Below are 23,249 nucleotides of genomic sequence, written 5' to 3'. Positions count from 1 at the left end.
CGCAGGCCGCATGGTAAGTCCTTAGAGTGCGCCCAGTTCCCGCAAGGCGGCAGAGAGTCGCTCCTTCATGGCGGCCTTGTCGACCATGTTGTCCAGCGACACCAGTCGGCCGTTGACCCCCATGCTGCTGAGCTGTTCGGCGATGTCGCGGGTGGCGACGAACATCTCGGCGCTTTCGCTGCCGGCGGAGGCGAGATCGCGATGGTCCACCTCAGCGGTCACATTGAGCTCCTTGAGGATGCTCTTGATGCTCATCTCCATCATCAGGCTGGTGCCCAGGCCATGTCCGCATACAACCAGAATTTTCATTGTCTCTTCCTCTGTCAGGGCGCCGCGGCGCAACTCAGTAGCGCGCCAGGATGCGCAATATGTCGTCTTTGGTGTCGGCCGCGATGATGGCCGCCACGTCTTCTTCATTCATGAACAGCTCGGCCAGCTGGGCGATGGTCTCCACGTGGGAGCTGCTGTCGCTGGCGGCCAGGGTGATCAACAACTGGACAGGGTCGTTGCCCTCGGAGTCGAAGTTGACCCCTTGCTTGAGCACGGTCAGGCCGAGGCCCAGCCGGTTGACACCGTCTTCCGGGCGTGCGTGGGGCATGGCTAGGCCGGGACCCAGCACATAGTAGGGGCCGAGCTCCTCATGGGAGCGAAACAGCGCCGCCACATAGGAGGGCTCTATGGTGCCGTTGGCCAGCAGGGGAGCGGTGGCAAGCTCGATGGCATGGCGCCAGTCGCGGGCCCCCGCTTCAATGGAAATGACCTCTTCGGTCAACAGTTGAGTCAGCATGGCGGTGTTCCGGCTTGATGCGATGGCGCCAATCTAGCGATCCTTCGCCTCGATAACTGTGAGCTGGATCTCGAAAGTTAGCGCTACCAGATAGCGCTAACATTGATCTGTGATAGCGCTATCATTTTCATCATCAGCAGGATTCATCTTGAGCTCAATCCCGTACTGGAGAGGTAAAATAGAACCTGAGCAAATAGTCAGTGCCGCACTTTTGCCTTAAAGTGAGTACCCGCATGCCGAGGAAGGGAAAGGATGTCAGAAGTCAAAAAACGCCGTAGCACGGGTCGGGTGACCCTCAACGAGGTTGCCCGGCTGGCCGGGGTGGGGGCCATGACGGTATCGCGCGCCCTGCGTACCCCCGAGCTGGTGTCGGACAAGATGCGCGAGCGCATCGAGGCAGCGGTGGATGAACTCGGCTATATCCCCAATCGGGCGGCGGGCGCGCTGGCCTCCGCCACCTCCCAGACCATAGTGGTCATAGTCCCCAGCCTGGCCGAGCATGGCTGTGGCGACATGATTGCCGGTCTGCAACAGACTCTGCTCGCCGAGGGCTACCAGATCATGCTGGGGGATGCCCAGCACCTGAAGCACCAGGAAGAGAGCCTGCTCAACAATTTCCTGCAGCACAATCCGGCCGCCGTGGTGCTGTTTGGTGGCGATCCTGGTGAGACCATGCGCAGCCGGCTGGTGGCGGCCCGCCTGCCGGTGGTGGAGGTGGGGGCCATGGCGCGCCAACCCGTCGACATGAACGTGGGAGTCTCCAACTTCGACGCGGGTTATCAGCTGACCCGCCACCTCATCGAGCGTGGTTATCGCAACATAGGTTTTCTGTGCGCCCGCCAGGAGCAGTGGATGCTGCAGCAGCGCATGCAGGGTTGGCAGAAGGCGCTGCTGGACAACTACCTCTCCCCCGATGCCATCATCAACACCTCGGAGCGGCCGAGCTTCAGCACCGGCGCCGCCATGCTGGGGGAGATGCTGCTGCGCTGGCCCGAGCTGGACGCGCTGATCTGTGTCAACGACGAACTGGCGGCGGGCGTGCTATTTGAATGCCAGCGCCGCCACCTGAGCGTGCCGGGCAAGCTGGCCATCGCCGGTTTCGACGATCTGGACGTGGCGCGCGCCTGTTACCCGGCGCTCACCTCGGTCAGGATCCCCTATCACCAGATGGGCCAGGAGGCGGCAGCCTTGATCCTGCGCCAGCTGGCGGGTGACGAGGTGGCGGGCATGACCCTGGCGTTGGATTTCCAACTGCAAAAGCGTCAAAGCACCTGATTAATGACTACAAAACAGCGAGAGGCAAGCATGTTCAAGGCTCTGTTACTGGAAAACCAGGATGGCAAGACGGTCCCGACCCTGACTCAACTGGTCGAGAGCCAGTTGCCGGAAGGGGAAGTGCGGGTGGCGGTGAGCTTCAGCTCCATCAACTACAAGGATGGGCTGGCCATCACCGGCAAGGGCCGGATAGTGCGTCAGTGGCCGCTGGTGCCGGGCATCGACTTCGCCGGTACAGTGCTGGAATCCGCCGATGCGCGCTATCAGCCGGGCGATCGGGTGGTGCTGACCGGTTGGGGTGTGGGCGAGGGCCACTGGGGTGGCATGGCCGAGCAGGCGCGGGTCAAGGCGGACTGGCTGGTGCCGCTGCCGGCCGGGCTGGATGAGCGTCAGGCCATGTGCATCGGCACCGCCGGCCTCACCGCCATGCTGTGCGTGCTGGCGCTGGAGGAGGCGGGCATCACTCCCGCGAGCGGCGAGGTGCTGGTGACCGGCGCCGCCGGTGGGGTAGGCTCGACCGCCGTCGCCCTGCTGGCGGCGCTGGGCTATCAAGTCGCGGCCCTGACCGGCCGCCCCGAGGAGCAGGGCGAGATGCTGACCGCCTTGGGTGCGAGTCGCATAGTGCCGCGCAGCGAGCTGCTGGAGCCCGCCAAGCCGCTGGAGAAGCAGCTGTGGGCCGGTGCCATCGATACCGTCGGCAGCCAGGTGCTGGCCAAGCTACTGGCCCAGATGAACTACGGCGGCGCCGTGGCGGCGTGCGGGCTGGCGGGCGGCTTCGATCTGCCGACCAGCGTCATGCCTTTCATCCTGCGCAACGTGCGCCTGCAGGGGGTTGACTCGGTGATGTGCCCGCTGGCACGGCGCCAGCAGGCCTGGGCAAGGTTGGCGCGGGATCTGCCCGCCAGCTTCTTCGAGCAGGCGGTGACCGAGATAGGGCTGGAGCAGGTGGTGACCACCGCCGAGGCCATTACCCTGGGTCAGGTGGCGGGGCGCACCCTGGTCAAACTCTGAGCAAGCACACTGGCGAGCCCCATTTTTCTGGATAGACTTTGAAGGCCGGTGCACTATCCAAGGAGAATGAGCATGGGTGAACAGACGCCGGATTACGAGCTCGACGATGATTGGGAGCCGGAATCCTGGGAAGACGAGCTGGAGGAGCTGGATGACGAGGGTTGGCAAGACTTTGACTCCCTCGACGATCAGTAAGCTCCGGTGAAACGTACGGGCGGGCCCAGGGGCCCGCCCGATTTTTTGTGTATTCAGCGGGATGTGACTTGGTGGGGGTTGTCGGGCTGGTTAGAATGAACTGCTCAAATGGCGCTGTGAGAGGGCGATCCCTCGTCGCGCCACAGGACGGATAACCAGCGTCATGGACGCTCAAGGATGAATATGCGCTTACTCGTCATCATGATGTGTGCCGGCTTGCTCGGGGGTTGTGTCTCCAACTCGGACGATCCCTGCGAGAAGGTATGGGCCGATGTGGGGGAGGGAGACGGCAAGCTGGGTTTTGCCGCCGATCGGGTGGAATTCCATCAGACCCAGTGCGGGACCAAGGTGGATGTCGCCATGTGGGAGCAGGGTCGCCAGAAGGGACTGGCCTGGTATTGCCGCCCCGAACACCTCTATCTGGCCGGGCGATCCGGGGAGGAGTACCGCGGCGTCTGCCCCAATGACGTGCAGGCCCGTCGCCTGTTCGAGCAGGGCCGCCAGGGCTGGACCGATCAATAAGAGGGTCGGCCCCCTCAGGAATGCAGAGGCGGGGAGAGAGGGGCCAGATGGCCTACTCCTCCTTCCCCTTCAGCCGCAGCGGCTGGCACAGATACTGTTTGTCATTGGCGCTGCGGGCACACTTGCCACATACGAATTTGGGCTTCTTTACTATCTTGCGCAGCGCCTTGAGCTCGAAGGGGATCTCATTACGGCGCCATTCACACAGCGTCTTGTGGCCCATGACGATGACTCCCTCGACAACGAATGGGGGACATGAGGCGCGCCGGGTGCACTGTCGGCACGGCGCTCATCCTCGTTACTGGTAGAGATACTTGGTGAAGATGAGCTCGCGTACCGCCTTCTTGCCCGTCTCCTTCACCAGCAGCTCATTGACCCGGTTCTCGCACTCCTTGCGCAGCTCTTCCCGGCTCACCAGCGACTTGATCTGATCACCGGTCTTGCTGCCAATCAGGCGGATGATGGCGTCGCGGATCAAGGGGTCATGCTGCTCCAGCAATTTCAGATCGGCGGCGTTCTCGGCCATCAGCTCCACCGTCACTCGCACGTAACCCAGGGTTTTGCCATCCCCAAGGTAATTGGTGATGATGTCCGGATCCAGCGCATGATAGGCAAATCCCGGCTTGGCGGCGGCGGCCGGATCGGCCGCGGGCTCTTCGGCGGCGGAGGCTTGTGCATTCAACGCGGTACAACTCAGCAATAACATCAGCAGAACATTGGCGATCTTCATCTAGATGGCTCGGCGACGACGGGTGCCCCATTTTTGATGCTGTCATCGGGGCCGTCAAGCACGGATGTTCTTACAATTCTCCATTGATTTACGGATAATAAACCGGATTTTAACCTGACAACGGAAATCTCCGGATGGTGAAGCTGTGAAGTCCGAGTTGACTGTTCCCCTCATCCAGCTCGCACCCTGGCGGGCACCCGAGCAGTGCGAGCCTCCAGAGGCGCTGCGTCCCTGGTTGCTGGAAGCAGATTCCATGACCCGGCGGCTGCGTCGCTACAATCGCCAGCTATCGGTGCAACTGCTGGGCAATAGCAGCGTGCCGCTGGCGGCCGATGAGCAGGCGCTGGTGGCGGCCGACTGCCCAGAGGGGCTGTGCCGCGAGGTGATACTGCACGGCGATGGCGGGCCGGCCATCCTGGGCTGGACCCTGTTTGCCGAGGCGGCATTGCAGGGGGGCGGTTTACATGATTTGGGTGAGCAGCCTCTGGGTGAACGTATCTTCGGTCATGAGCCTGCAAAACGAGATCATCTGTTGCTGGCATGTTTCGAAATCCTGGCCAACCCCTGGTGTCCGGCCGCCATCGTCTGGGGACGTCGTTCCCGTCTGTATCTGGGGCAGTGGCCCTTGCTGGTCCACGAACTCTTCCTGCCCTCGCTATCGTCCAACCCGCTGCCATCGAATAAGGAGCCGGAGTGAAATTGTTAACCAAGGAGCGGGGACTGGCCTATGTGCAGTTGGCCCGCATCGACAAGCCCATCGGCACCCTGCTGTTGCTGTGGCCGACCCTGTGGGCACTCTGGCTGGCGGCCGGTGGCCTGCCGGATCCCTGGATCCTGATCGTGTTCGTGGTGGGGGTCTTCCTGATGCGCTCCGCCGGTTGCGTCATCAATGACTATGCGGATCGCAACTTCGATGGTCACGTGAAACGCACCGCCGGACGGCCGCTGCCCATGGGCAAGGTTGCGCCGCGCGAGGTGCTGGTGCTGTTCGCCGTGCTGGCCCTCATCTCGTTCGGACTGGTGCTGACCCTGAACCCGCTCACCATAGGCCTGTCGTTTGCCGGCCTGTTGCTGGCGGTCTGCTACCCCTTCATGAAGCGCTTCATTCCCATACCGCAGCTGGTGCTGGGGATGGCCTTCTCCTGGTCCATCCCCATGGCCTACGCGGCCCAGGCGGATGCGCTGCCACCGGTGGCCTGGCTGCTGTTTCTCGCCAATGTGCTGTGGACCATCGCCTACGACACCCAGTACGCCATGGTGGACAGGGACGATGACCTCAAGCTCGGCCTGAAGTCGAGCGCCATTCTGTTCGGTCGCCAGGACAAGCGGATCATCGGCGTGCTGCAGCTGGCGACCCTGCTGATCCTGCTGCTGGTGGGCCAGCTGATGGCGCTCGGCTCGGGTTACTACTGGGGCTTGCTGGGGGCGGGGGCGCTGTTCGTCTATCAGCAGCGACTGATCCGGGAGCGGCAGCGAGAAGCCTGCTTCAAGGCGTTCCTCAACAACAACTACGTGGGGGCGCTGGTGCTGCTCGGGGTGGCGAGTCACTACCTCTGAGCGCCGAGTACCCATGAAAAAAGGCCGCATCTTGATGCGGCCTTTTTATTTCCGATTATTGGCTGTCAGCCCGCGGCTACGAACGGTTGCCCGCTTCTATGGTGCGGCGGGCCTTGTGAGGCTGAGCAGCGGCACTCGCTTGTTACCTCGCTACGGCATCAGTTCCGGTTGCCTGCTTCTATGGTGCGGCGGATCTTGGTGCTGAGCAGCGGCACTATGTTGTCGGCAAGGGCCTGGAAGCGGCCCAGATCCGGCTTGCAGCCCGTATCCAGATAGCCTTCGCTGCGCAAGGAGTGGATCAGGGTGCTAAACAGCTTCTGGTCGAAGAACTCGGGGGCGTTGATGCCGTGCAGGGTGCCGAGGCGCTCCGCCATCATCAGGCCGTCCGCCTCCAGCTGCTCCGCCTCTATATAGGGCTGGGCCAGCACCCGGGTCAGCACGATGGCGTAGCGTTGCAGGGTCTCCTGAATGCTCTCCGCCAGCAGCAGCAGGCGCATCTGGTTGACCGGGTTGACCCAATGGCCGCCCTCGCGCTCCTCGATGAGCTGCTGGCGCTGCAGCTCGGCCAGCAGAGCATCGACCAGCGCAGGCAGCTCTTCTTCCTGATAGCGCAGGAACAGCTCTGTCTTGAGCAGCGGGTAGATGTCGACGCAGCGGGCGACGATTTCGCCGCGGCTGATCCCCTCGCAACGTTCGATCAGCGCCGCCACCAGGGAGGGGATGGCGAACAGGTGCAGTATGTTGTTGCGATAGTAGGTCAGCAGGATCGCCTGATAGCGATCCAGGCTGACTATCTGACCGAGTTTATCCTCGCTCACCTCGAACTTGTTGAGTTCCATCGCCTGATCCAGCAGGGTCTTGGCATCCTCGTCCGGCAGGGTGCTCTCTGGGCTGTAGGGCACCTGCTTGAGCAAGTCCAGATAGGTGTTGAGCTGCGCCTGCAGCTCGTCCCGGGTCAGGGCGTGGCGATCGGCGGCCAGCAGCGCCAGGGCGCTCAGGGTCAGGCCATTGACGGCGGCCGCATCGTTGATGCGGGTCATCAGCAGCTCGGCCAGCTGGTTGACGGTGGGGGCCATCCACTCGGGGCGCTCTTCTTTGCCGATGCTCTCCTTCCAGCTCGGCACATGCTCGCCGAGGTAGGTATTGAGCGTCAGCGGCTCACCGAAGTTGACGAAGCCGCGGCCGTAGTTGCGCAGCTTGCGCAAGATGCCGAGCACCTGCAGGAAGCTCTCTTTCTCTTTACGGCTGCCCTTGAGCTCGTTGTGATAGGTGTTCACCTCCATCACGTGCTCGTAGCCGAGATAGACGGGAACCAGGGTCACCGGCCTGTCCAGCCCGCGCATCATGGCCTGCAAGGTCATGGCCAGCATGCCGGTCTTGGGGGGCAGCAGACGGCCGGTGCGGGAACGTCCGCCCTCGGTGAAGAACTCCACCGAGTAGCCCTTGGCGAACAGCAGGTTCAGATACTCGCGAAATACCGTGCTGTAGAGCGGGTTGCCCTTGAAGGTACGGCGGATGAAGAAGGCGCCGCCGTGACGGAAGATGGGGCCCGCCGGCCAGAAGTTCAGGTTGATGCCCGCCGCGATGTGGGGCGGCACCATGCCCTGGTGGTAGATGACATAGGAGAGCAGCAGGTAGTCCATGTGGCTGCGATGGCAGGGCACGTAGACGATCTCGTGGCCTTCTTGCGCCAACTGGCGTACCCGCTCGGCGCCGTTGACCGACAGGCCGCGGTAGAGCTTGTTCCACAGCCAGCCGAGGAAGGTCTCGCCGAGCCGGATCAGGCGGAAGGAGAAGTTGGAGGCGATCTCGTCCATGTAGCCGTGGGCGCGCTTCTGCGCCTTCTCCAGGCTGATGCCCTCGCGCTGGGCCTCTTCCTCGATCGCCTGCTGGATCACGCTCGAATCCAGCAACTGCTTGAACAGCAGGTTGCGGTTCGGCAGCTTGGGGCCGGTGGCAGCGAGCTGCTGACGGCTGAAGTGGATGCGCGCCACCCGCGCCAGCTTGTGGGCGATGGCCTCGTCGGTGCCGTGCTTGTCCGCCATATGACGCAGAGAGAGCGGCGGGGAGAAGCGTACCAGGTTCTCGCGTCCCTTGAGGATCACGATCAGGGCCTTCTTGAGCCGGTTCGGCGCCAAGCTGCTGATGATGTTCCAGCCGGAAGCCTCTTCCCCTTCACGGCCAGGGGCGCGGCCCCAGAACAGGGTGACGGGCACGACCTGGATATCCAGCGCAGGATCCTGTTTGTGCAGGTCCAGCAGCTGATGAAATTCTTGCAAGAAGGGGAGCGGCTTGGTGCGTGTGCCAAACAGGGGAGGCGGACGATCCAGGCAGACGTAGCGCGGCAGCAGCTGGCCGTTCAGCTCGAGCGGAGTGAAAGGGCCGGGCAGACCGAGATCCTCGCAGCACTGCTGCAGGGTCATCAGATCGGTGATCGAGCTGGTTTTCAGGGCGTAGACAATGGGTCTGGCCGGGTCCAGATCCAGTTCCGTAATGGGGTTTTCCGGCAGGCTCTTGTGATTGACCAAGCCGCTGACCGGCCATTGCAGAATGGCTCTGGAAATCTTCTGTCCGATGGACATGGGTGTCTGCTCTCCAAAAAAATGCGGCGTGAGCATAACAAATCACCGCTGGCTTGTCGCCGAGAGGTAGGATGAGTGCCGATACAGGATCAAGGATGCGTCATTTTGCGAGAAGCAGACGACAAATATCAGCAACGCCTTGCCTTGGCCCCAGCACTGTATATACTGCCAGTGTGCTGTATAAAAAGACAGGTGCCCATGCTATGAAACCTCTTACCCCCCGCCAGGCTGAAGTGCTGGAGCTTATCAAGGCGAACATGAGTGAGACCGGCATGCCGCCGACTCGTGCCGAGATCGCCCAGAAGCTTGGTTTCAAGTCGGCCAATGCGGCCGAGGAACATCTGAAGGCCCTGGCCAAGAAAGGGGTCATCGAGATCATGCCCGGTACCTCCCGCGGTATCCGTCTGCTGATCGAAGAAGAGGAAGCCGCAACGGAAGAGAGCGGTTTGCCGCTGATCGGCAAGGTGGCGGCCGGCGAGCCTATCCTGGCCCAGGAGCACATCGAGAGCCACTATCAGGTGGATCCCGCCCTGTTCCATCCGCGGGCAGACTTCCTGCTGCGGGTGCAGGGGATGAGCATGAAGAACATCGGCATCATGGACGGAGATCTGCTGGCGGTGCACAAGACCCAGGACGTGCGCAACGGCCAGGTCGTGGTCGCCCGTCTCGATGAAGATGTCACCGTCAAACGTTTCCAGCGCAAGGGCAGCCAAGTATGGCTGCTGCCGGAGAACGAAGATCTCGAGCCCATCTCGGTGGATCTCTCCAGCCAGCACCTTACCATCGAAGGCCTGGCAGTTGGCGTTATTCGCAATGCTGACTGGATGTAAGCCTCTGATGCCATGACACGGCCTCCCGCGGGAGGCCGTTTCGTTTCCGCCGTTTTCCCCGCGCTCTTGCTCCCTTCCCGATACCCGCCATTTTCGTCGACCTCGTCTACCGCATCAGAAAGCGACTAAAGAGATCGCAACTAGAGAGAGTGCAGCCACACGGCCGGCATTTCGGATATATCCTTTGATGAGGCACGGTACCCCGTTACCGGGCCACGGGATCTGCCATGATCCGGGTTGTTGCCTGAACCGGCCAGCATAAGGTCGCAGGGATGCATCACTGGCACCGCCAAGGCGGTACCAAGTAGAAGGGAGAGTCGTCAGGGTGCTCGCAGTCCATGACCCGGAACGACTCAGTCAGTACGCGACTGTGTTTTGCCTGTCATCCCGATGGCGGGACACTGATCGACGTGGCCTGTTGAGCAAGGAGGACAGGTATGGCTTCAAGCTCGCCATGGGATCCGGGTCTGGCCGCAGCGCCCGCATCCTCCATCACCCGGTTCATCAAGGGCAGTCGGATGACGTGGTTTTATGCGCTCTGGGTCTATCACAAGGGGGATGGCTGGACCATCTGGCTGGGGTGTCCCAAGGACAAGATTGTCCACCTGGTGCGCCTGTTTCGCCGCCACCACGACATAGGGCTGCCCGATGCCCCCTGGGTGGCCCCCGTGGTTCCGCTGCGCGCCGTGGCCCGGCGCCCTCAGGCGCAGCACCGGCGGCGACCCTGATCCATTTCGTCAGTATTGTGTGTGAGCCCCACCTGGTGTGGGGCTTCTGTTTTTTCCCATCTGTGATGAATAATGAGGGCCGGTGTCACCCCGTATTGGGCCTCTTTGTGCCCGATATCCGGACTCCGGGGTAGCCAGCGATGGGAGTGTCCGGGTTACAATGCTCCTCCACCGGGCCCAGCCCAACGGCTGATTAGACTAGCAAGGCTCTGTTTTATATGATTAAACCTCGTTATCCCCTGCTGTTTCTGTTGCTGGTCGGCAGCATGATGGTTGCATACAGCTGGAGCCAGCCTTCCCCACCCGAGCAGGCCGACTATTATCCGGTGGGACGGGACATCAACCCCTTCACCCTCACCGACGGCGATGGCAAACCCTTCACCGCAGCCAACCTGGTCGGGCATTGGACCTTCCTGTTTCTCGGCTACACCTATTGCCCGGACATCTGCCCGACCACGCTGGCGGATCTGCGCTCCGTCTATCCGGAGCTGCAGAAGATAGCGCCCGGCAGTGAGGTCGCCTTCATCTCGGCGGATCCCCAGCGCGATGACAGTGCCCGCCTCAAGCAATACACCAGTTTCTTTCAGCCAGAGTTCAAGGCAGCCACCGGCCCTCACAACCAGCTGTTTCCCTTCGTGCGCAACCTCGGCCTCGTCTACTCCATCGTCGATCACGGGAACCAGGATTACCTGATAGACCACTCGGCCTCGATCGTGCTGATCAGCCCGGAGGGCAAGCTGACGGCCGTGTTCCGCCCCCAGATGGAGCCTAGCCAGGTGCCCCACGTGGTCATGAAGACCCTGGTCTCGGACTTCGCGCGGATAGTGCGGCTGGCCGACCAGTGATGGGAATAAGCGAATCCTGCCCATGCTGATCCCGCACTGGTTGCGCGATCCACGGCGCCACAGGGCCGTGTTTGTGCTTGCCCTGCCGATGGTGTTCTCGAACGTCACCACCCCGCTGCTCGGGCTGGTGGATACCTGGGTGATCGGTCATCTCGGTCAGGCCTGGTTTCTCGGCGGCGTCTCGGTCGGGGCGACCCTCATCAACCTCTTGTTCTGGCTGCTTGGCTTCCTGCGGATGTCCACCACGGGGCTGACCGCCCAGGCCCATGGGGCTGGCAGTGCCGAGGGACAGTTGGACACCCTGGCGCGGGCCCTGGGGCTGGCGATCGGCTTGGGTGTGGCGCTGTTGCTGCTGGTGTTGCCCTTGCTGCCGGCCCTTATTGCATTGAGCGGTGGCTCCCCCGAGGTGCAGGGCTATGCCGCGGAATATGTGTCGGTGCGGATCTGGAGTGCCCCGGCGGCCCTGTGCAACCTGGTCATCATGGGCTGGTTGCTGGGCATGCAAGACGCCCGCAGCCCCATGTTGCTGCTGATCCTGAGTAATCTGATCAACATGGTGCTGGATACCTGGTTCGTGCTGGGCCTGGGCTGGCAGGTGAAAGGGGTGGCCGCCGCCTCGCTGCTGGCGGACTACAGTGCGCTGGGGGTCGGGCTCTGGCTGGTGAGCCGCCGGCTGCGCCACCTGTCGGTGTGGCAGGGGGCCTGGCAGCGCTGGTGGCAATGGTCAGCGCTGCGGCGCCTGCTCGGTCTGAACCGGGACATCTTCATTCGCTCCCTCTGCCTGCAGCTCTGCTTTGCCTTCATGACGTTGCAGGGGGCCAGGTTGGGGGATGTGGCGGTGGCCGCCAATGCGGTGCTGCTCAACTTCCTGATGCTCATCTCCTACGGGCTGGATGGTTTCGCCTATGCGGTGGAGGCCATGGTGGGGCGCGCCATCGGGCGGCGGGATCGGCAGGGCTTGCGGGAGGCGATCGTGCTCAACCTGGGCTGGGCTCTGCTGATCGCCCTCGGTTTCACGTTGTCGTTTGCCTTGGGGGGAGAGCTGCTCATCACCCATATCACCGACATCCCGGCGGTGATCGCTGAGGCGAGCCGCCAGTTGCCCTGGCTGGTGGCCATGCCCCTGCTGGCGGTCTGGTGCTTCCTGCTGGATGGGGTCTTCATCGGCGCGACCCGCGCCCGGGAGATGCGCAACAGCATGCTGGTGGCGGTGTTCGCTGGCTTCTTCCCGGTCTGGTGGCTGTGCCAGTCGTGGGGCGTCTCCGCCCTGTGGGCCGCGATGGCGGCTCTGATGGCGGGGCGCGGCCTGACCCTGGGCTGGCTGTGCTGGCAAATGGAACGGGATGGTCGCTTTCTCGGCGTGCACGGAGCCATCTCAGCCGATCGCGCCTGAGTGCCGGGTTTCTTCGTACAGGGCGTTGGGGAGGGGGAGCTGAACCCGCGCCGACTGGATGGCATCCACCCGGCGCGGCTATGACGAAGGCTTAGAGGGAGCCCTCATAGCCGAACTGGCGCCAGCTCTCATACACGAAGACCGAGACCGCATTGGCCAGGTTCATGCTGCGGCTCTGGGGCAACATGGGGATGCGCAGCCGTTGCTCGAACGGCAGGCTCTCGATGATCTCGGCCGGCAGGCCGCGGCTCTCCGGGCCAAACAGCAGGGCGTCCCCCAGGGCGAACTGGACCGCCGAGTGGGCGGTACGCCCCTTGGTGGTGCAGGCAAACACCCGCGTCGGTGCCACCGCCGCCAGGAACGCCCCATAGCTCGGCCAGCGCTTCACCTCGGCAAACTCGTGATAGTCGAGTCCGGCCCGCTTCACCCGCTTGTCATCCCACTCAAATCCCAACGGCTCGATCAGGTGCAACCGGTAGCCGGTGTTGGCACAGAGGCGGATGATGTTGCCGGTATTGGGCGGGATTTCCGGTTGATAGAGCACTATGTCGAGCATGGCGGGGTCCTGAGGGCGCAATAAGGGCGCCAGCATACCCAGCGCCCACGGGGATGAAAAGGGGGAGTCTCACGAGATGGGCAGGCGGATGGTGATGATGAGCCCGGTCGGCTGATTGCTGCTGGCCTTGATGGTGCCGCCGTGCTGCTGGATCGCCTCGGCGGCGATGGCGAGGCCAAGGCCGGTGCCCCCCGTCTTGGCGTTGCGGGCATCGTCGACCCGAAAGAACGGCAAGAACAGCTGAGCCTGCTGCTCCACCGGCACACCCGGGCCATCATCCCGGATGGTCATCACCCACATCCGCCCTTCTCTATACCAGTCCGCCTGGATGAACTCGCGGGCATATTTGAGGGCGTTGCGCAGCGGGTTTTCCAGTGCCCGCGCCAGCAACTCCGGCCGCATCATGAGGGATTCCGTCGGCAGGGCAGGCAGGCGCAACTGTTTGCCGTTCTGGTTTGCCTCGAACATGGCGTCGTCCAGGATGGGCTCCAGCAGCTCAGCCAGTGGCAGCAGCACGGGGGCCTCCACATGTTGCTGCACCCGGGACAGGTCCAGCAGATCCCCGATCAGCTTGTCGAGCCGCCCGATCTCGGTCTCGATCCGCGCCAGCTCACTGCTGTCCCCCTGCTTGCGGCGGATCAAGGCCTGCGCCAGCTGGATGCGGGTGAGGGGGCTGCGCAGCTCGTGGGAGATGTCGGACAGCAGCTGCTTCTGCTTCTGGATCATGTTCTTGAGGGTATCCACCATGTAGCTGACGTGATCCGCCAGCTGACCGATCTCATCCTGCCTGCCGAGGTTGGGGATCCGGGTCTCCAGCTTGCCCTGGGCCAACTGCGAGACTGCCTGCTGCAGCTGCAGTATGGGGCGAGTCAGCCGCCAGGCCAGCAGCAGACAGAGCGGGGTACTGACCAGCATGGCGATGCCCAGGATCTGGATGGGGTGATCCAGGATCTGGATGAACAGGAAGAGGTAGGAGTTTTCGACGTTGAGGCCGAAGTAGACGTGGTAGGGCTGACCGTTGTGCTGCATCAGGAAGGGGCCGGCGATGGCCCGCTTGTGCTCGCTGCCCAGCATGGGCTTGGCCGGGTTGTCCGAGTCCAGCATGAAGCGGATGACAAACTTGTTGGGCTTGGCGGTGAACTGCAGCTGGCCCTTGGCATCGCGCAGATAGACGTTGTCCACCGGCAGCAGGCCCGTGGCCTCCATCGCCTGGGACAGGTTGAAGTCCTGGTTCGGATCCGCCCCCCGCTGCAGCGCCTGCAGGTTGTTGTTCATCCGGCTGACCTCGTGTTCGGGGAGCGGGATGGTATTGCGGGGGTCCAGAGTGGGCAATATGACCACTGCAACCATCATCAACAGCAGTATCAACCAGAACCAAAGAAATATCTGGGTTGAAAGTCCACCGAGTGAACGATTCATAGTTATGCCTGTTCCAGCCAGAGGTAGCCTCGGCCACGCACCGTCTTGAAGCGGGGCTGGCCATCGCTGCGCTCCGGCAGCTTCTTGCGCAGGTTGCTCAGGTGCATGTCGATGGCCCGATCGAAGGGCTCAAGCTTCTTGCCAAGCACTTGTTCAGACAGCAGATTCTTGCTGACGATCTGGCCAGGGCTGCGCAACAGGCACTCCAGCAGGCCGAATTCGGTGGCGGTGAGATCCAGTAGCTGGCCATCGCTGCGGGCCTGTTGCAGGCCGGGTTGCAGCACCAGATCCATGAACCTCAGCTCGTCGCTGCCGCCGCGCTGGGGTTGCTGCAGGCTCTGGGTGCGGCGCAGGATGGCGCGCACCCTGGCCAGCAGCTCCCTGTCGTCGAACGGTTTGGCGAGGTAGTCATCGGCACCGGCCTCAAGGCCGTCCACCCTGTCCTGGCTGTCGCCGCGGGCGGTCAGCATCAGCACCGGGGTCTCGTGGCGCTTGCGCAGCTTGGCCAGCATGGCGAAGCCGTTGAGCCTGGGCATCATCACATCCAGCAGCACCAGATCGAACGTCTGCTCGGCCAACCGTTGCAATCCCTCCTCGCCGTCCTCGGCGACCGTGACCTCGAAGCCTTCCAGGGTCAGGATCTCGGTCAGCAACTGGGTCAGCTCGAGATCGTCGTCGACCAGGAGTATTTTGTTCATCTGGAGTCACTCCGTTGATTTTGCACGCCAAACTGACGCTCGGGTCAGGGTATAATAGATTTTTACGCGCCAGAGGAAAGCCGGTTTTGAGCCATCAACAATATTCTCGCTGGGTCACCCTGGCCAGCATGGCGGCGGTCACCGTCGCGACCCTGCTGATCATCGGCAAGCTGATCGCCTGGTTGATGACGGATTCGTCCAGCCTGCTCGCCTCCCTGACCGACTCCTTGATGGATGTCAGCGCCTCCCTCATCAATCTGTTCGCCATTCGCTATGCCTTGGTGCCGGCGGATGAGGAGCATCGCTTCGGCCACGGCAAGGCGGAGTCCCTGGCGGGCCTCATCCAGTCGGCCTTCATCTCGGGCTCGGCTCTGCTGCTGGTGATGCACGGCATCTCCTCCCTGCTCAATCAGGTGCCGGTACAGCGGCTGGAGGCCGGGCTCTGGGTCAGTGGCGGCTCCATCCTGCTGACCCTGCTGCTGGTCAGCTTCCAGCGCTGGGTGGTGCAACGCACCAAGAGCGTGGCCATCAAGGCCGACATGCTGCACTACCGTTCCGATCTGCTGCTCAACGCCGGCGTGCTGCTGGCGCTGGTGCTGGCGGGGCAGGGCTGGTACTGGGCAGACGGCCTGTTTGCCATCCTGATCGGCCTGTTCCTGGTGTGGGGCGCCGCTCAGATTGGCTACGAATCGGTACAGGCCCTGCTCGATCGTCAGTTGCCAGCGGAAGAACAAGCGAGAATAATGGCGCTCTGCTGTGCCGTAGAGGGGGTACATGGTGTACATGATCTGCGTACCCGCCAATCCGGGCCCACCCGTTTCGTGCAACTGCATCTGGAGCTTGACGATCAACTTCCCTTGGTCAAGGCCCACCAGATAGCCGACGAGGCTGAACTGGCCGTGCGCCAGTCATTCGAGCGGATGGATGTGATCATTCACATGGACCCCATCTCGGTGCTGACAAAAGAACAAAAAAGCCCTCACCCCGAACAACAGTAGGCTGCAACATGGACGATCTGGTTGCCCAAACGTGGCAAAAAATTCAGCAAGAAGCGCAGAGCATGGCGGCCCAGGAGCCCATGCTGGCCAGCTTCTTCCACTCCACCATCCTCAACCACGGGGATCTGCGCTCGGCGCTCAGCTTCCAGCTGGCCAACAAGCTCGACAGCACCACCATGCCGGCCATCGCCCTGCGTGAGGTGATCGAGCTGGCCCTGCGCAGCGAGCCCGAGCTGCTGGAGATGGTGGCCGCCGACATCTGCGCCGTGCAGGACCGCGACCCCGCCGTCGATCTCTTCTCCACGCCGCTGCTCTACCTCAAGGGCTTCCACGCCCTGCAGGGGTATCGGGTCGCCAACTGGCTATGGCGCCAGGGACGCCGCTCGCTGGCGCTCTATCTGCAAAACCAGATCTCGGTGGTGTTCGGGGTCGACGTGCATCCGGCCGCACGGATAGGCAAGGGCATCATGTTTGACCATGCCACCGGCATCGTCGTCGGCGAGACGGCGGTGATAGAGGATGACGTCTCCATTCTGCAGAGCGTGACCCTGGGGGGAACCGGCAAGGAGAGTGGCGATCGTCACCCCAAGATCCGGGAAGGGGTCATGATAGGGGCGGGGGCCAAGGTGCTCGGCAACATCGAAGTGGGCGTAGGCGCCAAGATAGGGGCCGGCAGCGTGGTGATCAATCCCGTGCCGCCCCACACCACGGTCGCCGGGGTGCCGGCCAAGATCGTGGGCCGACCGGAGTGCGACAAGCCCTCTTTCGACATGAACCAGAACATCTAGGGGCTCATGGTCAAGCGCTGGTCAGGCTTTCTGATCCTGGGGATGTGGCTGCTCAACCTGCTGCATCTCTATCTGGGATTCTCCCCCTGGCCGGCGGCCATCGCCGCCTGGGCCGCCTCTCTGCTCACCTGGCCCTGGCTGGTGGGCGCCGCACGGCGTCAGGCGCTGGCCCTCTACGGCGCGGCAGCGCTGCTGCTCGTCTTCTCCTGGTGGCGCGGTGCCAGCCTCAGCCCCGGCGACTGGCTGCTGCCCAACATCAACATGCTCACCATGTTTGCCGCCGTCAGTACCCTCAACCTCGCCACTTCCGGTCTGCTGACCGGCACAAGCTCCTGGTCTGGCCGCAAGGGGCTGTGGAGCACCATGGCCAGCCTCAACCTGCTGGGCGCCGTCATCAACCTCTCGGTGCTGTTTATCATCGGCGATCGGCTGGAGAAAAACGGGACCCTTGAGCGGCGCCAGATCATGGTGCTGAGCCGGATCTTCTGCGTGGCCGCCTTCTGGTCTCCCTTCTTCGTCGCCATGGCGGTGGCACTGACCTATGCGCCGGGCCTGCAACTTTCCAGCATCTTGCCGTTTGGCCTCGTCGGCGCCCTGCTGGCCATGGGGCTGACGGCCTGGCAGGTGGAGCGGCTCGGGGTCGCCGATTTCGAGGGCTATCCGCTGCGCCTGCAGACCCTGGGGCTGCCGGTGACCCTGGCGCTGCTGGTCTTGTTGATCAACAAGCTCTGGCCCGGTCTCAGCATAATGGCGGTGATCGCGCTGGTGGCGCCCTTGCTGGCGCTGCTGTTCATGCCAAGGGTCGGGCGAGGGGCTGCCCTCAAGCGGCAAGTGGTGGAGCGCTTCCCCGCCATCGGGGGTCAGCTGGTGTTGTTCCTTGGGGCCGGCCTGCTGGCGGCGGGCATCAACAGCGCCCTGTCGGTGCTGGACATGGGGGGCGGTCACGGTCTGCCGCTGTTCAATCACTTCGGCTGGCTGGAGGCCTGCCTGACCCTGCTGCTGATCTTCCTGGTGGCCATCATAGGCGTGCATCCCCTCATCAGCATCTCGGGCGTGGCCCCTTTGTTGTGGCCGCTCTCGCCGGATCCCAGCCTGCTCGGCATGTGCTTCCTGCTGGGCTGGGGGCTGGCCACCGGCACCAGCCCGCTGTCCGGTTCCAACCTGGCGCTGGCGTCACGCTACAACCTGAGCGCTGGCTTGCTGCTGCGCTGGAATCTGCTCTACGGCCTGCTGATGTACGGGGTCGCCTGCCTGTTGATGGGGGCCTTCATCGCCCTGCATGGATGAGGGCGACGGCGGCTTGAGCCACCGGTTGGCAGCGTGCTATATATCGCAATTGTGCTGCTACAGGCATCCCGAATCGGTGTTCCTGCTGCCTGCGAGAAAAATAGACGCATATTTAAGCAATACCGGCAGGGAAGGCGCATTTTACGGCGCACCGTCTTGTTTGTGCCGAGCGCATCAGGGTATGCTGGCTTCACGCGCTTGAATCGCCCTCTGTGGGGCATCGCAATTGAACAAACAGGTATGCATATGTCACTAGAAGTCCTTGAGCAACTCGAATCCAAAGTACAATCCGCCGTCGACAACATCTCCCTGCTGAAGATGGAGCTGGACGAGCTGAAAGAGCAGAACAGCAAGCTGCAAGACGAGAACCATCTGCTGCGCAACGAACACGTTGCCTGGCAAGAACGTCTGCGTGCCCTGCTGGGCAAGATGGATCAGATGGGCGAAGCCATCTAATTCCGTCTCTGCTGGCAAGAATGAAAACGGGCCACTCCATGAGTGGCCCGTTTGTTTTCCGGCCGTGCCTTACATGGCGAGCAGTTGTGTGACCGTCTTCTCGATGCCGTCGGCCGCTTCCACTATGTTGTTTGCCAGCATATAAGCGGGGGTCGAGATGACTTTACGCTCCTGATCCACCACGAACTCGCTGACCGGGCAGTTGAGATGACTGCCACCCATGGCCTCGATGGCATTGGCGGTGCCCTCGTCAGTGCCTATGGTGGCCAGGGTGCCGGCGCCATAGACGAGGGGGATCATGGCGGGCGCGATGCAGATATAGGCCGCCGGCTTGCGGGCCTTGGCGAAACTCTGGCACGCCTTGAGCACATCCGGCTGGATCCGGCAGTTGGCGCCCTGGACGGCGAAATCACACAGATTCTTGGCGGCGCCGAAGCCACCGGGTAGCAGCAGGGCGTCGAAGTCGGCCGCATCCAGCTCGGCCACGTCCCGGATCTGGCCGCGTACGATCCGGGCCGCCTCGACCAGCACGTTGCGATTCTCTCCTTCGCTCACCTCACCGGTCAGATGGTTGACGACGTGCAGCTGTTGCACGTTCGGTGCAAAGCATTGGACCTGGGCGCCCTGGCGGGCCAGCGCCAGCAGGCTGATGACGGTCTCATGGATCTCGGCGCCGTCAAAGACGCCGCAGCCACTCAAGATCACGGCCACTTTTTTCATGGCGAACTCCTCGTTGTTGAAAATGTGAGCCAGGGTAGATTGTTGTACTTTTGTATGGTTATCGTTCGCCCTCCACTGGTCAAGTCATCCCGCTGTGCTAGGATTGTTTCGTTTTGGATCCTGCCGTATCGCCCCCTTAAAATTTTTTCCACATTGATCGAGATCATGATGGTCGCATCGCGATCGGTTTTGACGATCTCAATTGTTTGTTTTATATGTGATTTTTTAATTCAATCCACAGCTTTGTCACCACGCCTCGCCCATGCCTCCATTTTTGGGCACAGACTTATCCACAGTCTGTGACCCGGCTGATGGCCCGAGCGGCAAGGTGCCAGCCCCTTGGTGTGCTGCGGGCCCTGTGGCATCCTAGCGACTGTTTATTCTTGGCAGGACGATTTCATGGCCTCTAGCAATCCCCTTATTCTGGTCGACGGCTCTTCATATCTTTACCGCGCCTTCTTCGCCTCCCAGCAGGCTGACCTGCGCACATCGACCGGGCTGCCGAGCGGCGCCGTCCGCGTGATGGCCAACATGATGCGCAGCCTGCGCAAGCAATACCCTGACTGCCACGTGGCCGTGGTGTTCGATGCCAAGGGCAAGACCTTCCGCGACGACATCTATCCCGAATACAAGGCGACTCGCGCCAGCATGCCGGACGATCTGCGCAGCCAGGTCGCGCCTATCCATCAGATGATCAAGGCCATGGGCTTCCCGTTTTTGATGGTGGAAGGGGTCGAGGCGGACGACGTGATCGGCACCCTCGCGCGCCAGGCCACCGAGAAGAAGCTGCCAGTGCTCATCAGCACGGGCGACAAGGACATGGCGCAGCTGGTCTCCGACCACGTCACCCTGATCGACACCATGAAGGACGTGACTACGGATCGGGAAGGGGTGATCGAGAAGTTCGGCGTGCCGCCCGAGCTCATCATCGACTACCTGGCCCTGATGGGGGACAAGGTGGACAACATCCCCGGCATGACGGGGGTGGGCGAGAAGACGGCCCTGGCTCTGTTGCAGGGGATCGGCAGTATCGATGAGATCGCCGCCAATCTGGACAAGGTCGCCGCCCTGGGTTTTCGTGGCTCCAAGGCGTTTGCCGACAAGTTCCGTGAGCAGGAGGATCAGGTGCGCCTCTCCTATCTGTTGGCGACCATCAAGACCGACGTCGAGCTGGAGCAGGGGCTGGAACAGTTGCAACTGGGCCCGATCGACAAGGAATCCCTGCTGGAAGTCTACCGCGAGTACGAACTGCGCAACCTGATCAAGGAGCTGGAGTCTGGCGATGAGGGGGCCAGCGCGAGTGCCGGCCAGGATTCTTCCGATGAGGAAACGAGTCCAGCCGCCGCCATCGAGACCGACTATCGCTGCATCCTGGACGAGGCCGAGTTCGACGACTGGCTGGCACAACTGAAAGCCGCGCCGCTGTTTGCGTTCGACACCGAGACCACCAGTCTGGATTACATGGAGGCGCGGGTCGTCGGTGTCTCCTTTGCCATCGAAGCGGGCAAGGCGGCCTATGTGCCGTTCGGCCACGACTACCTGGGTGCACCGACCCAGCTGAGCGAGGAACTGGTGCTCGGCAAGCTCAAGCCCCTGTTGGAAGATGCCAGCCACCTCAAGGTCGGCCAGAACCTCAAGTACGATCGCAACGTGCTGCTCAACCACGGCATCGATCTGCAGGGCATCGCCTTCGATACCATGCTCGAATCCTATGTGCTCAACTCCACTGCTAGCCGTCACGACATGGACTCCCTGGCCAGGAGATACCTGAATGTCGAGACCATTTCCTTCGAGGAGATCGCCGGCAAGGGGGCCAAGCAGCTCACCTTCAACCAGATAGAACTGGAGCAGGCGGCGCCCTATGCGGCGGAAGATGCGGACATTACCCTGCGTCTGCATCAGACCCTGTGGGGTAATCTGAGCAAGCTGCCTGAGCTTGCCAAGGTATTCACCGAGATAGAGCTGCCCCTGTTGCCGGTGCTGGCCAGGATGGAGCTGATGGGTACCACCATAGAGCCCAAGCTGCTGCACCAGCAGAGCCAGGAGATAGAGGTGCGACTGGGGGAACTGGAGCGCCAGGCCCACGAGCTGGCCGGGCAGGAGTTCAACCTCTCCTCTCCCAAGCAGCTCGGCGAGATCCTGTTCGTCAAGCTGGGGTTACCCATCCTCAAGAAGACCCCCAAGGGGGCCGCGTCCACCGCCGAAGAGGTGTTGGCCGAGCTGGCGGAAACCTACGAGTTGCCGCGTCTGTTGATGGAACACCGTGGCCTCGCCAAGCTCAAGTCCACCTATACCGACAAGCTGCCGTTGATGATCAAGCCCCAGACCGGGCGAGTGCACACCTCCTATCATCAGGCGGTGGCGGCGACCGGCCGGCTCTCGTCCACCGATCCGAACCTGCAGAACATCCCGGTACGCAACGAACAGGGGCGCCGCATTCGGCAGGCCTTCATCCCGAGCGCCGGTTACAAGTTGGTGGCGGCGGACTATTCCCAGATCGAGCTGCGCATCATGGCGCACCTCTCCGGTGACAAGGGGTTGCTGACCGCCTTCGCCGAGGGCAAGGACATCCACAAGGCGACCGCCGCCGAGGTATTTGGCGTCGCGCTGGATGCGGTGACCACCGACATGCGCCGCAGTGCCAAGGCGATCAACTTCGGCCTCATCTATGGCATGAGCGCCTTCGGCCTCGCCAAGCAGCTGGGGATCGGCCGTGCCGAGGCGCAGAAGTACATGGATCTCTACTTCGAGCGTTACCCGGGCGTGCTGGACTACATGGAGCGCACCCGCCAGCAGGCCGAAGCCCAAGGCTATGTCGAGACCCTGTTCGGCCGCCGCCTCTACCTGCCGGACATCAAGTCCCGTAACGCCGGTCTGCGCAAGGGCGCGGAGCGGGCGGCGATCAACGCCCCCATGCAGGGGACGGCCGCCGATATCATCAAGCGCGCCATGATCGGCGTCGATGGCTGGATCCAGGGGATTACCGATGACTCCATCCACATGCTGATGCAGGTGCACGATGAACTGGTGTTCGAGATCCGGGAGGAGAAGCTGGAAGAGTACGTCGGCATCATCAAGGAGAAGATGTCGGCGGCGGCCGAGCTGCACGTGCCGTTGGAGGTGGAAGCCGGCGTTGGTGACAACTGGGATCAGGCCCACTGATCCTTCTATCTGTATCCGTTAGCTATATAAGAAGAGAAGCCCGGCATCATGCCGGGCTTCTTGTATCTGGTCGCGATGCAGCGCCTCAGGCTTCTTGCAGGTACTCGTCCTTGAGCAGCACATAGTTGTCGGCGGACGTTTTCAGGAAGGCGATCTCGGCCGGCTTGAGCGCTCTGGCCTGCTTGGCTGGATTGCCCATATATAAGAAGCCGGATTCGAGCCGCTTGCCCGGCGGTACCAGGCTGCCGGCACCTATCATGACATCGTCCTCTACTATTACCCCGTCCAGCAGGATGGCCCCCATGCCAACCAGCACTCTATTGCCTATGGTGCAGCCGTGCAGCATGGCCTTGTGGCCCACGGTGACATCCTCGCCGATCAGCAGCGGATGGCCATCGGGATTGCTGGCGCTCCTGCGGCTGAGGTGCAGCACTGTACCGTCCTGCACATTGCTGCGGGCGCCGATGCGAATGTGGTTCACGTCGCCCCGCGCCGCCACCATGGGCCAGATGCTGGCATCGTCGCCGAGTTCTATATCTCCCACCAGGGTGGCGCAGGGATCCACATAGACGCGTGCGCCCAGTTGTGGGTGTTTTCCTTTGTAGGGTCTCAGTCTCAGGTCCATCTTGGCCTCCTTGTTTTCGGCCATTCTAGCAATTTGGGCTCCTATCTGTGGATAAGTTTGTATAGAAGCTGTGGTTGGTTATGAA

General features: G+C 62.4%; 25 protein-coding genes. 15 read left to right on the top strand and 10 right to left on the bottom strand.

The window, feature by feature from the left end; translation table 11 throughout:
• Positions 1-21: 21 nt before the first annotated feature.
• Positions 22-309 carry a PTS sugar transporter subunit IIB gene (locus tag BN1124_RS03995; RefSeq protein WP_042639411.1) on the bottom strand — a complete coding sequence of 96 codons (288 nt, stop codon included), beginning with the start codon at positions 307-309 and terminating at the stop codon, positions 22-24.
• Positions 310-343: 34 nt separating this feature from the next.
• On the bottom strand, positions 344-787 hold the full coding sequence (locus BN1124_RS03990) for a PTS sugar transporter subunit IIA (RefSeq protein ID WP_042639409.1): 444 nt from the start codon (positions 785-787) through the stop codon (positions 344-346).
• A gap of 252 nt (positions 788-1,039) precedes the next feature.
• On the opposite strand from BN1124_RS03990, the gene BN1124_RS03985 reads away from it, so the two are divergent.
• The 4 genes from BN1124_RS03985 to BN1124_RS03975 all read left to right on the top strand — a co-directional run bounded on the left by BN1124_RS03985 (position 1,040) and on the right by BN1124_RS03975 (position 3,790).
• Positions 1,040-2,062, top strand: a complete 1,023-nt coding sequence (locus BN1124_RS03985) for a LacI family DNA-binding transcriptional regulator (RefSeq protein WP_042639407.1) — start codon at positions 1,040-1,042, stop codon at positions 2,060-2,062.
• Positions 2,063-2,092: 30 nt separating this feature from the next.
• Positions 2,093-3,073, top strand: a complete 981-nt coding sequence (acuI, locus tag BN1124_RS03980) for an acrylyl-CoA reductase (NADPH) (protein ID WP_042639405.1) — start codon at positions 2,093-2,095, stop codon at positions 3,071-3,073.
• A gap of 72 nt (positions 3,074-3,145) precedes the next feature.
• Positions 3,146-3,268 (top strand): hypothetical protein, encoded by a 123-nt coding sequence (locus BN1124_RS21740; protein ID WP_269429039.1) that lies wholly within the window; start codon positions 3,146-3,148, stop codon positions 3,266-3,268.
• Positions 3,269-3,451: 183 nt separating this feature from the next.
• Positions 3,452-3,790, top strand: a complete 339-nt coding sequence (locus BN1124_RS03975; protein WP_042639403.1) for a DUF2799 domain-containing protein — start codon at positions 3,452-3,454, stop codon at positions 3,788-3,790.
• A 52-nt stretch (positions 3,791-3,842) separates the two neighbouring features.
• Here BN1124_RS03975 and BN1124_RS21160 read toward each other — a convergent pair whose 3' ends face one another.
• Positions 3,843-4,013 carry a hypothetical protein gene (locus BN1124_RS21160; RefSeq protein ID WP_152599285.1) on the bottom strand — a complete coding sequence of 57 codons (171 nt, stop codon included), beginning with the start codon at positions 4,011-4,013 and terminating at the stop codon, positions 3,843-3,845.
• A gap of 75 nt (positions 4,014-4,088) precedes the next feature.
• Entirely contained in the window at positions 4,089-4,520 is a 432-nt protein-coding gene (locus BN1124_RS03970) for a flagellar basal body-associated FliL family protein (RefSeq protein ID WP_042639401.1), read from the bottom strand.
• A 145-nt stretch (positions 4,521-4,665) separates the two neighbouring features.
• Here BN1124_RS03970 and BN1124_RS03965 point away from each other — a divergent pair, with 145 nt between their 5' ends.
• Positions 4,666-5,217 (top strand): chorismate--pyruvate lyase family protein, encoded by a 552-nt coding sequence (locus BN1124_RS03965; protein WP_042639399.1) that lies wholly within the window; start codon positions 4,666-4,668, stop codon positions 5,215-5,217.
• Positions 5,214-6,077 carry a 4-hydroxybenzoate octaprenyltransferase gene (gene ubiA, locus BN1124_RS03960; RefSeq protein WP_042639397.1) on the top strand — a complete coding sequence of 288 codons (864 nt, stop codon included), beginning with the start codon at positions 5,214-5,216 and terminating at the stop codon, positions 6,075-6,077. The genes BN1124_RS03965 and ubiA overlap by 4 nt, the downstream gene beginning before the upstream one ends.
• A 158-nt stretch (positions 6,078-6,235) precedes the next feature.
• Here the strand turns inward: ubiA and plsB are convergent, their stop codons facing one another.
• Positions 6,236-8,659 carry a glycerol-3-phosphate 1-O-acyltransferase PlsB gene (gene plsB, locus BN1124_RS03955; RefSeq protein WP_042639395.1) on the bottom strand — a complete coding sequence of 808 codons (2,424 nt, stop codon included), beginning with the start codon at positions 8,657-8,659 and terminating at the stop codon, positions 6,236-6,238.
• Positions 8,660-8,862: 203 nt separating this feature from the next.
• On the opposite strand from plsB, the gene lexA reads away from it, so the two are divergent.
• The 4 genes from lexA to dinF all read left to right on the top strand — a co-directional run bounded on the left by lexA (position 8,863) and on the right by dinF (position 12,455).
• On the top strand, positions 8,863-9,489 hold the full coding sequence (gene lexA, locus BN1124_RS03950; RefSeq protein ID WP_042639393.1) for a transcriptional repressor LexA: 627 nt from the start codon (positions 8,863-8,865) through the stop codon (positions 9,487-9,489).
• 437 nt (positions 9,490-9,926) lie between these two features.
• A complete protein-coding gene (locus BN1124_RS03945; protein WP_042639391.1) occupies positions 9,927-10,217 on the top strand; it encodes a hypothetical protein in 291 nt (96 codons plus the stop codon).
• A 218-nt stretch (positions 10,218-10,435) separates the two neighbouring features.
• A complete protein-coding gene (locus BN1124_RS03940) occupies positions 10,436-11,062 on the top strand; it encodes an SCO family protein (RefSeq protein WP_042639389.1) in 627 nt (208 codons plus the stop codon).
• A gap of 22 nt (positions 11,063-11,084) precedes the next feature.
• The gene (gene dinF / locus BN1124_RS03935) at positions 11,085-12,455 is read left to right on the top strand and encodes an MATE family efflux transporter DinF (protein ID WP_042639387.1); all 1,371 of its coding nucleotides are present in this window, start codon (positions 11,085-11,087) and stop codon (positions 12,453-12,455) included.
• A gap of 91 nt (positions 12,456-12,546) precedes the next feature.
• Here the strand turns inward: dinF and trmL are convergent, their stop codons facing one another.
• The 3 genes from trmL to BN1124_RS03920 all read right to left on the bottom strand — a co-directional run bounded on the left by trmL (position 12,547) and on the right by BN1124_RS03920 (position 15,128).
• Positions 12,547-13,011 carry a tRNA (uridine(34)/cytosine(34)/5-carboxymethylaminomethyluridine(34)-2'-O)-methyltransferase TrmL gene (gene trmL, locus BN1124_RS03930; RefSeq protein WP_042639385.1) on the bottom strand — a complete coding sequence of 155 codons (465 nt, stop codon included), beginning with the start codon at positions 13,009-13,011 and terminating at the stop codon, positions 12,547-12,549.
• Positions 13,012-13,080: 69 nt separating this feature from the next.
• A complete protein-coding gene (locus tag BN1124_RS03925; RefSeq protein ID WP_042639383.1) occupies positions 13,081-14,430 on the bottom strand; it encodes an ATP-binding protein in 1,350 nt (449 codons plus the stop codon).
• A 2-nt stretch (positions 14,431-14,432) separates the two neighbouring features.
• Entirely contained in the window at positions 14,433-15,128 is a 696-nt protein-coding gene (locus BN1124_RS03920) for a response regulator (RefSeq protein ID WP_042639381.1), read from the bottom strand.
• An 86-nt stretch (positions 15,129-15,214) separates the two neighbouring features.
• On the opposite strand from BN1124_RS03920, the gene fieF reads away from it, so the two are divergent.
• The 4 genes from fieF to BN1124_RS21500 all read left to right on the top strand — a co-directional run bounded on the left by fieF (position 15,215) and on the right by BN1124_RS21500 (position 18,657).
• Complete coding sequence (gene fieF / locus BN1124_RS03915) at positions 15,215-16,126, top strand: cation efflux pump FieF (protein ID WP_042639379.1); 912 nt, start codon at positions 15,215-15,217, stop codon at positions 16,124-16,126.
• An 8-nt stretch (positions 16,127-16,134) separates the two neighbouring features.
• Positions 16,135-16,914, top strand: coding sequence for a serine O-acetyltransferase (gene cysE, locus BN1124_RS03910; protein ID WP_042639377.1), 780 nt, complete (start codon positions 16,135-16,137; stop codon positions 16,912-16,914).
• Between the two features lie 6 nt (positions 16,915-16,920).
• Positions 16,921-18,201, top strand: a complete 1,281-nt coding sequence (locus BN1124_RS03905) for a hypothetical protein (RefSeq protein WP_042639375.1) — start codon at positions 16,921-16,923, stop codon at positions 18,199-18,201.
• A 246-nt stretch (positions 18,202-18,447) separates the two neighbouring features.
• Positions 18,448-18,657 carry a cell division protein ZapB gene (locus tag BN1124_RS21500; protein ID WP_033132377.1) on the top strand — a complete coding sequence of 70 codons (210 nt, stop codon included), beginning with the start codon at positions 18,448-18,450 and terminating at the stop codon, positions 18,655-18,657.
• A 69-nt stretch (positions 18,658-18,726) separates the two neighbouring features.
• On the opposite strand, the gene elbB is transcribed toward BN1124_RS21500, so the two are convergent.
• On the bottom strand, positions 18,727-19,377 hold the full coding sequence (gene elbB, locus BN1124_RS03895) for an isoprenoid biosynthesis glyoxalase ElbB (RefSeq protein ID WP_042639373.1): 651 nt from the start codon (positions 19,375-19,377) through the stop codon (positions 18,727-18,729).
• Positions 19,378-19,776: 399 nt separating this feature from the next.
• Between elbB and polA the strand changes: the two genes are divergently transcribed.
• Complete coding sequence (gene polA / locus BN1124_RS03890) at positions 19,777-22,539, top strand: DNA polymerase I (RefSeq protein ID WP_042639371.1); 2,763 nt, start codon at positions 19,777-19,779, stop codon at positions 22,537-22,539.
• 85 nt (positions 22,540-22,624) lie between these two features.
• On the opposite strand, the gene BN1124_RS03885 is transcribed toward polA, so the two are convergent.
• Positions 22,625-23,164 carry a gamma carbonic anhydrase family protein gene (locus tag BN1124_RS03885; protein ID WP_042639438.1) on the bottom strand — a complete coding sequence of 180 codons (540 nt, stop codon included), beginning with the start codon at positions 23,162-23,164 and terminating at the stop codon, positions 22,625-22,627.
• Positions 23,165-23,249 lie beyond the last annotated feature (85 nt).

Origin of the sequence: Aeromonas eucrenophila, assembly GCF_000819865.1 — a bacterium.
Classification (GTDB): domain Bacteria; phylum Pseudomonadota; class Gammaproteobacteria; order Enterobacterales; family Aeromonadaceae; genus Aeromonas; species Aeromonas eucrenophila.
Note: the sequence above shows the minus strand (reverse complement) of the source record. Positions and strands in the feature narration are given on the sequence as shown.

Bases quoted from the DNA above. Each gene is read 5' to 3' on its own strand.
- BN1124_RS03995 (WP_042639411.1), bottom strand. From the start codon at position 309: ATGAAAATTCTGGTTGTATGCGGACATGGCCTGGGCACCAGCCTGATG.
- BN1124_RS03990 (WP_042639409.1), bottom strand. From the start codon at position 787: ATGCTGACTCAACTGTTGACCGAAGAGGTCATTTCCATTGAAGCGGGG.
- BN1124_RS03985 (WP_042639407.1), top strand. From the start codon at position 1,040: ATGTCAGAAGTCAAAAAACGCCGTAGCACGGGTCGGGTGACCCTCAAC.
- acuI (WP_042639405.1), top strand. From the start codon at position 2,093: ATGTTCAAGGCTCTGTTACTGGAAAACCAGGATGGCAAGACGGTCCCG.
- BN1124_RS21740 (WP_269429039.1), top strand. From the start codon at position 3,146: ATGGGTGAACAGACGCCGGATTACGAGCTCGACGATGATTGGGAGCCG.
- BN1124_RS03975 (WP_042639403.1), top strand. From the start codon at position 3,452: ATGCGCTTACTCGTCATCATGATGTGTGCCGGCTTGCTCGGGGGTTGT.
- BN1124_RS21160 (WP_152599285.1), bottom strand. From the start codon at position 4,013: ATGGGCCACAAGACGCTGTGTGAATGGCGCCGTAATGAGATCCCCTTC.
- BN1124_RS03970 (WP_042639401.1), bottom strand. From the start codon at position 4,520: ATGAAGATCGCCAATGTTCTGCTGATGTTATTGCTGAGTTGTACCGCG.
- plsB (WP_042639395.1), bottom strand. From the start codon at position 8,659: ATGTCCATCGGACAGAAGATTTCCAGAGCCATTCTGCAATGGCCGGTC.
- lexA (WP_042639393.1), top strand. From the start codon at position 8,863: ATGAAACCTCTTACCCCCCGCCAGGCTGAAGTGCTGGAGCTTATCAAG.
- BN1124_RS03945 (WP_042639391.1), top strand. From the start codon at position 9,927: ATGGCTTCAAGCTCGCCATGGGATCCGGGTCTGGCCGCAGCGCCCGCA.
- BN1124_RS03940 (WP_042639389.1), top strand. From the start codon at position 10,436: ATGATTAAACCTCGTTATCCCCTGCTGTTTCTGTTGCTGGTCGGCAGC.
- dinF (WP_042639387.1), top strand. From the start codon at position 11,085: ATGCTGATCCCGCACTGGTTGCGCGATCCACGGCGCCACAGGGCCGTG.
- trmL (WP_042639385.1), bottom strand. From the start codon at position 13,011: ATGCTCGACATAGTGCTCTATCAACCGGAAATCCCGCCCAATACCGGC.
- BN1124_RS03925 (WP_042639383.1), bottom strand. From the start codon at position 14,430: ATGAATCGTTCACTCGGTGGACTTTCAACCCAGATATTTCTTTGGTTC.
- BN1124_RS03920 (WP_042639381.1), bottom strand. From the start codon at position 15,128: ATGAACAAAATACTCCTGGTCGACGACGATCTCGAGCTGACCCAGTTG.
- cysE (WP_042639377.1), top strand. From the start codon at position 16,135: ATGGACGATCTGGTTGCCCAAACGTGGCAAAAAATTCAGCAAGAAGCG.
- BN1124_RS03905 (WP_042639375.1), top strand. From the start codon at position 16,921: ATGGTCAAGCGCTGGTCAGGCTTTCTGATCCTGGGGATGTGGCTGCTC.
- BN1124_RS21500 (WP_033132377.1), top strand. From the start codon at position 18,448: ATGTCACTAGAAGTCCTTGAGCAACTCGAATCCAAAGTACAATCCGCC.
- elbB (WP_042639373.1), bottom strand. From the start codon at position 19,377: ATGAAAAAAGTGGCCGTGATCTTGAGTGGCTGCGGCGTCTTTGACGGC.
- polA (WP_042639371.1), top strand. From the start codon at position 19,777: ATGGCCTCTAGCAATCCCCTTATTCTGGTCGACGGCTCTTCATATCTT.
- BN1124_RS03885 (WP_042639438.1), bottom strand. From the start codon at position 23,164: ATGGACCTGAGACTGAGACCCTACAAAGGAAAACACCCACAACTGGGC.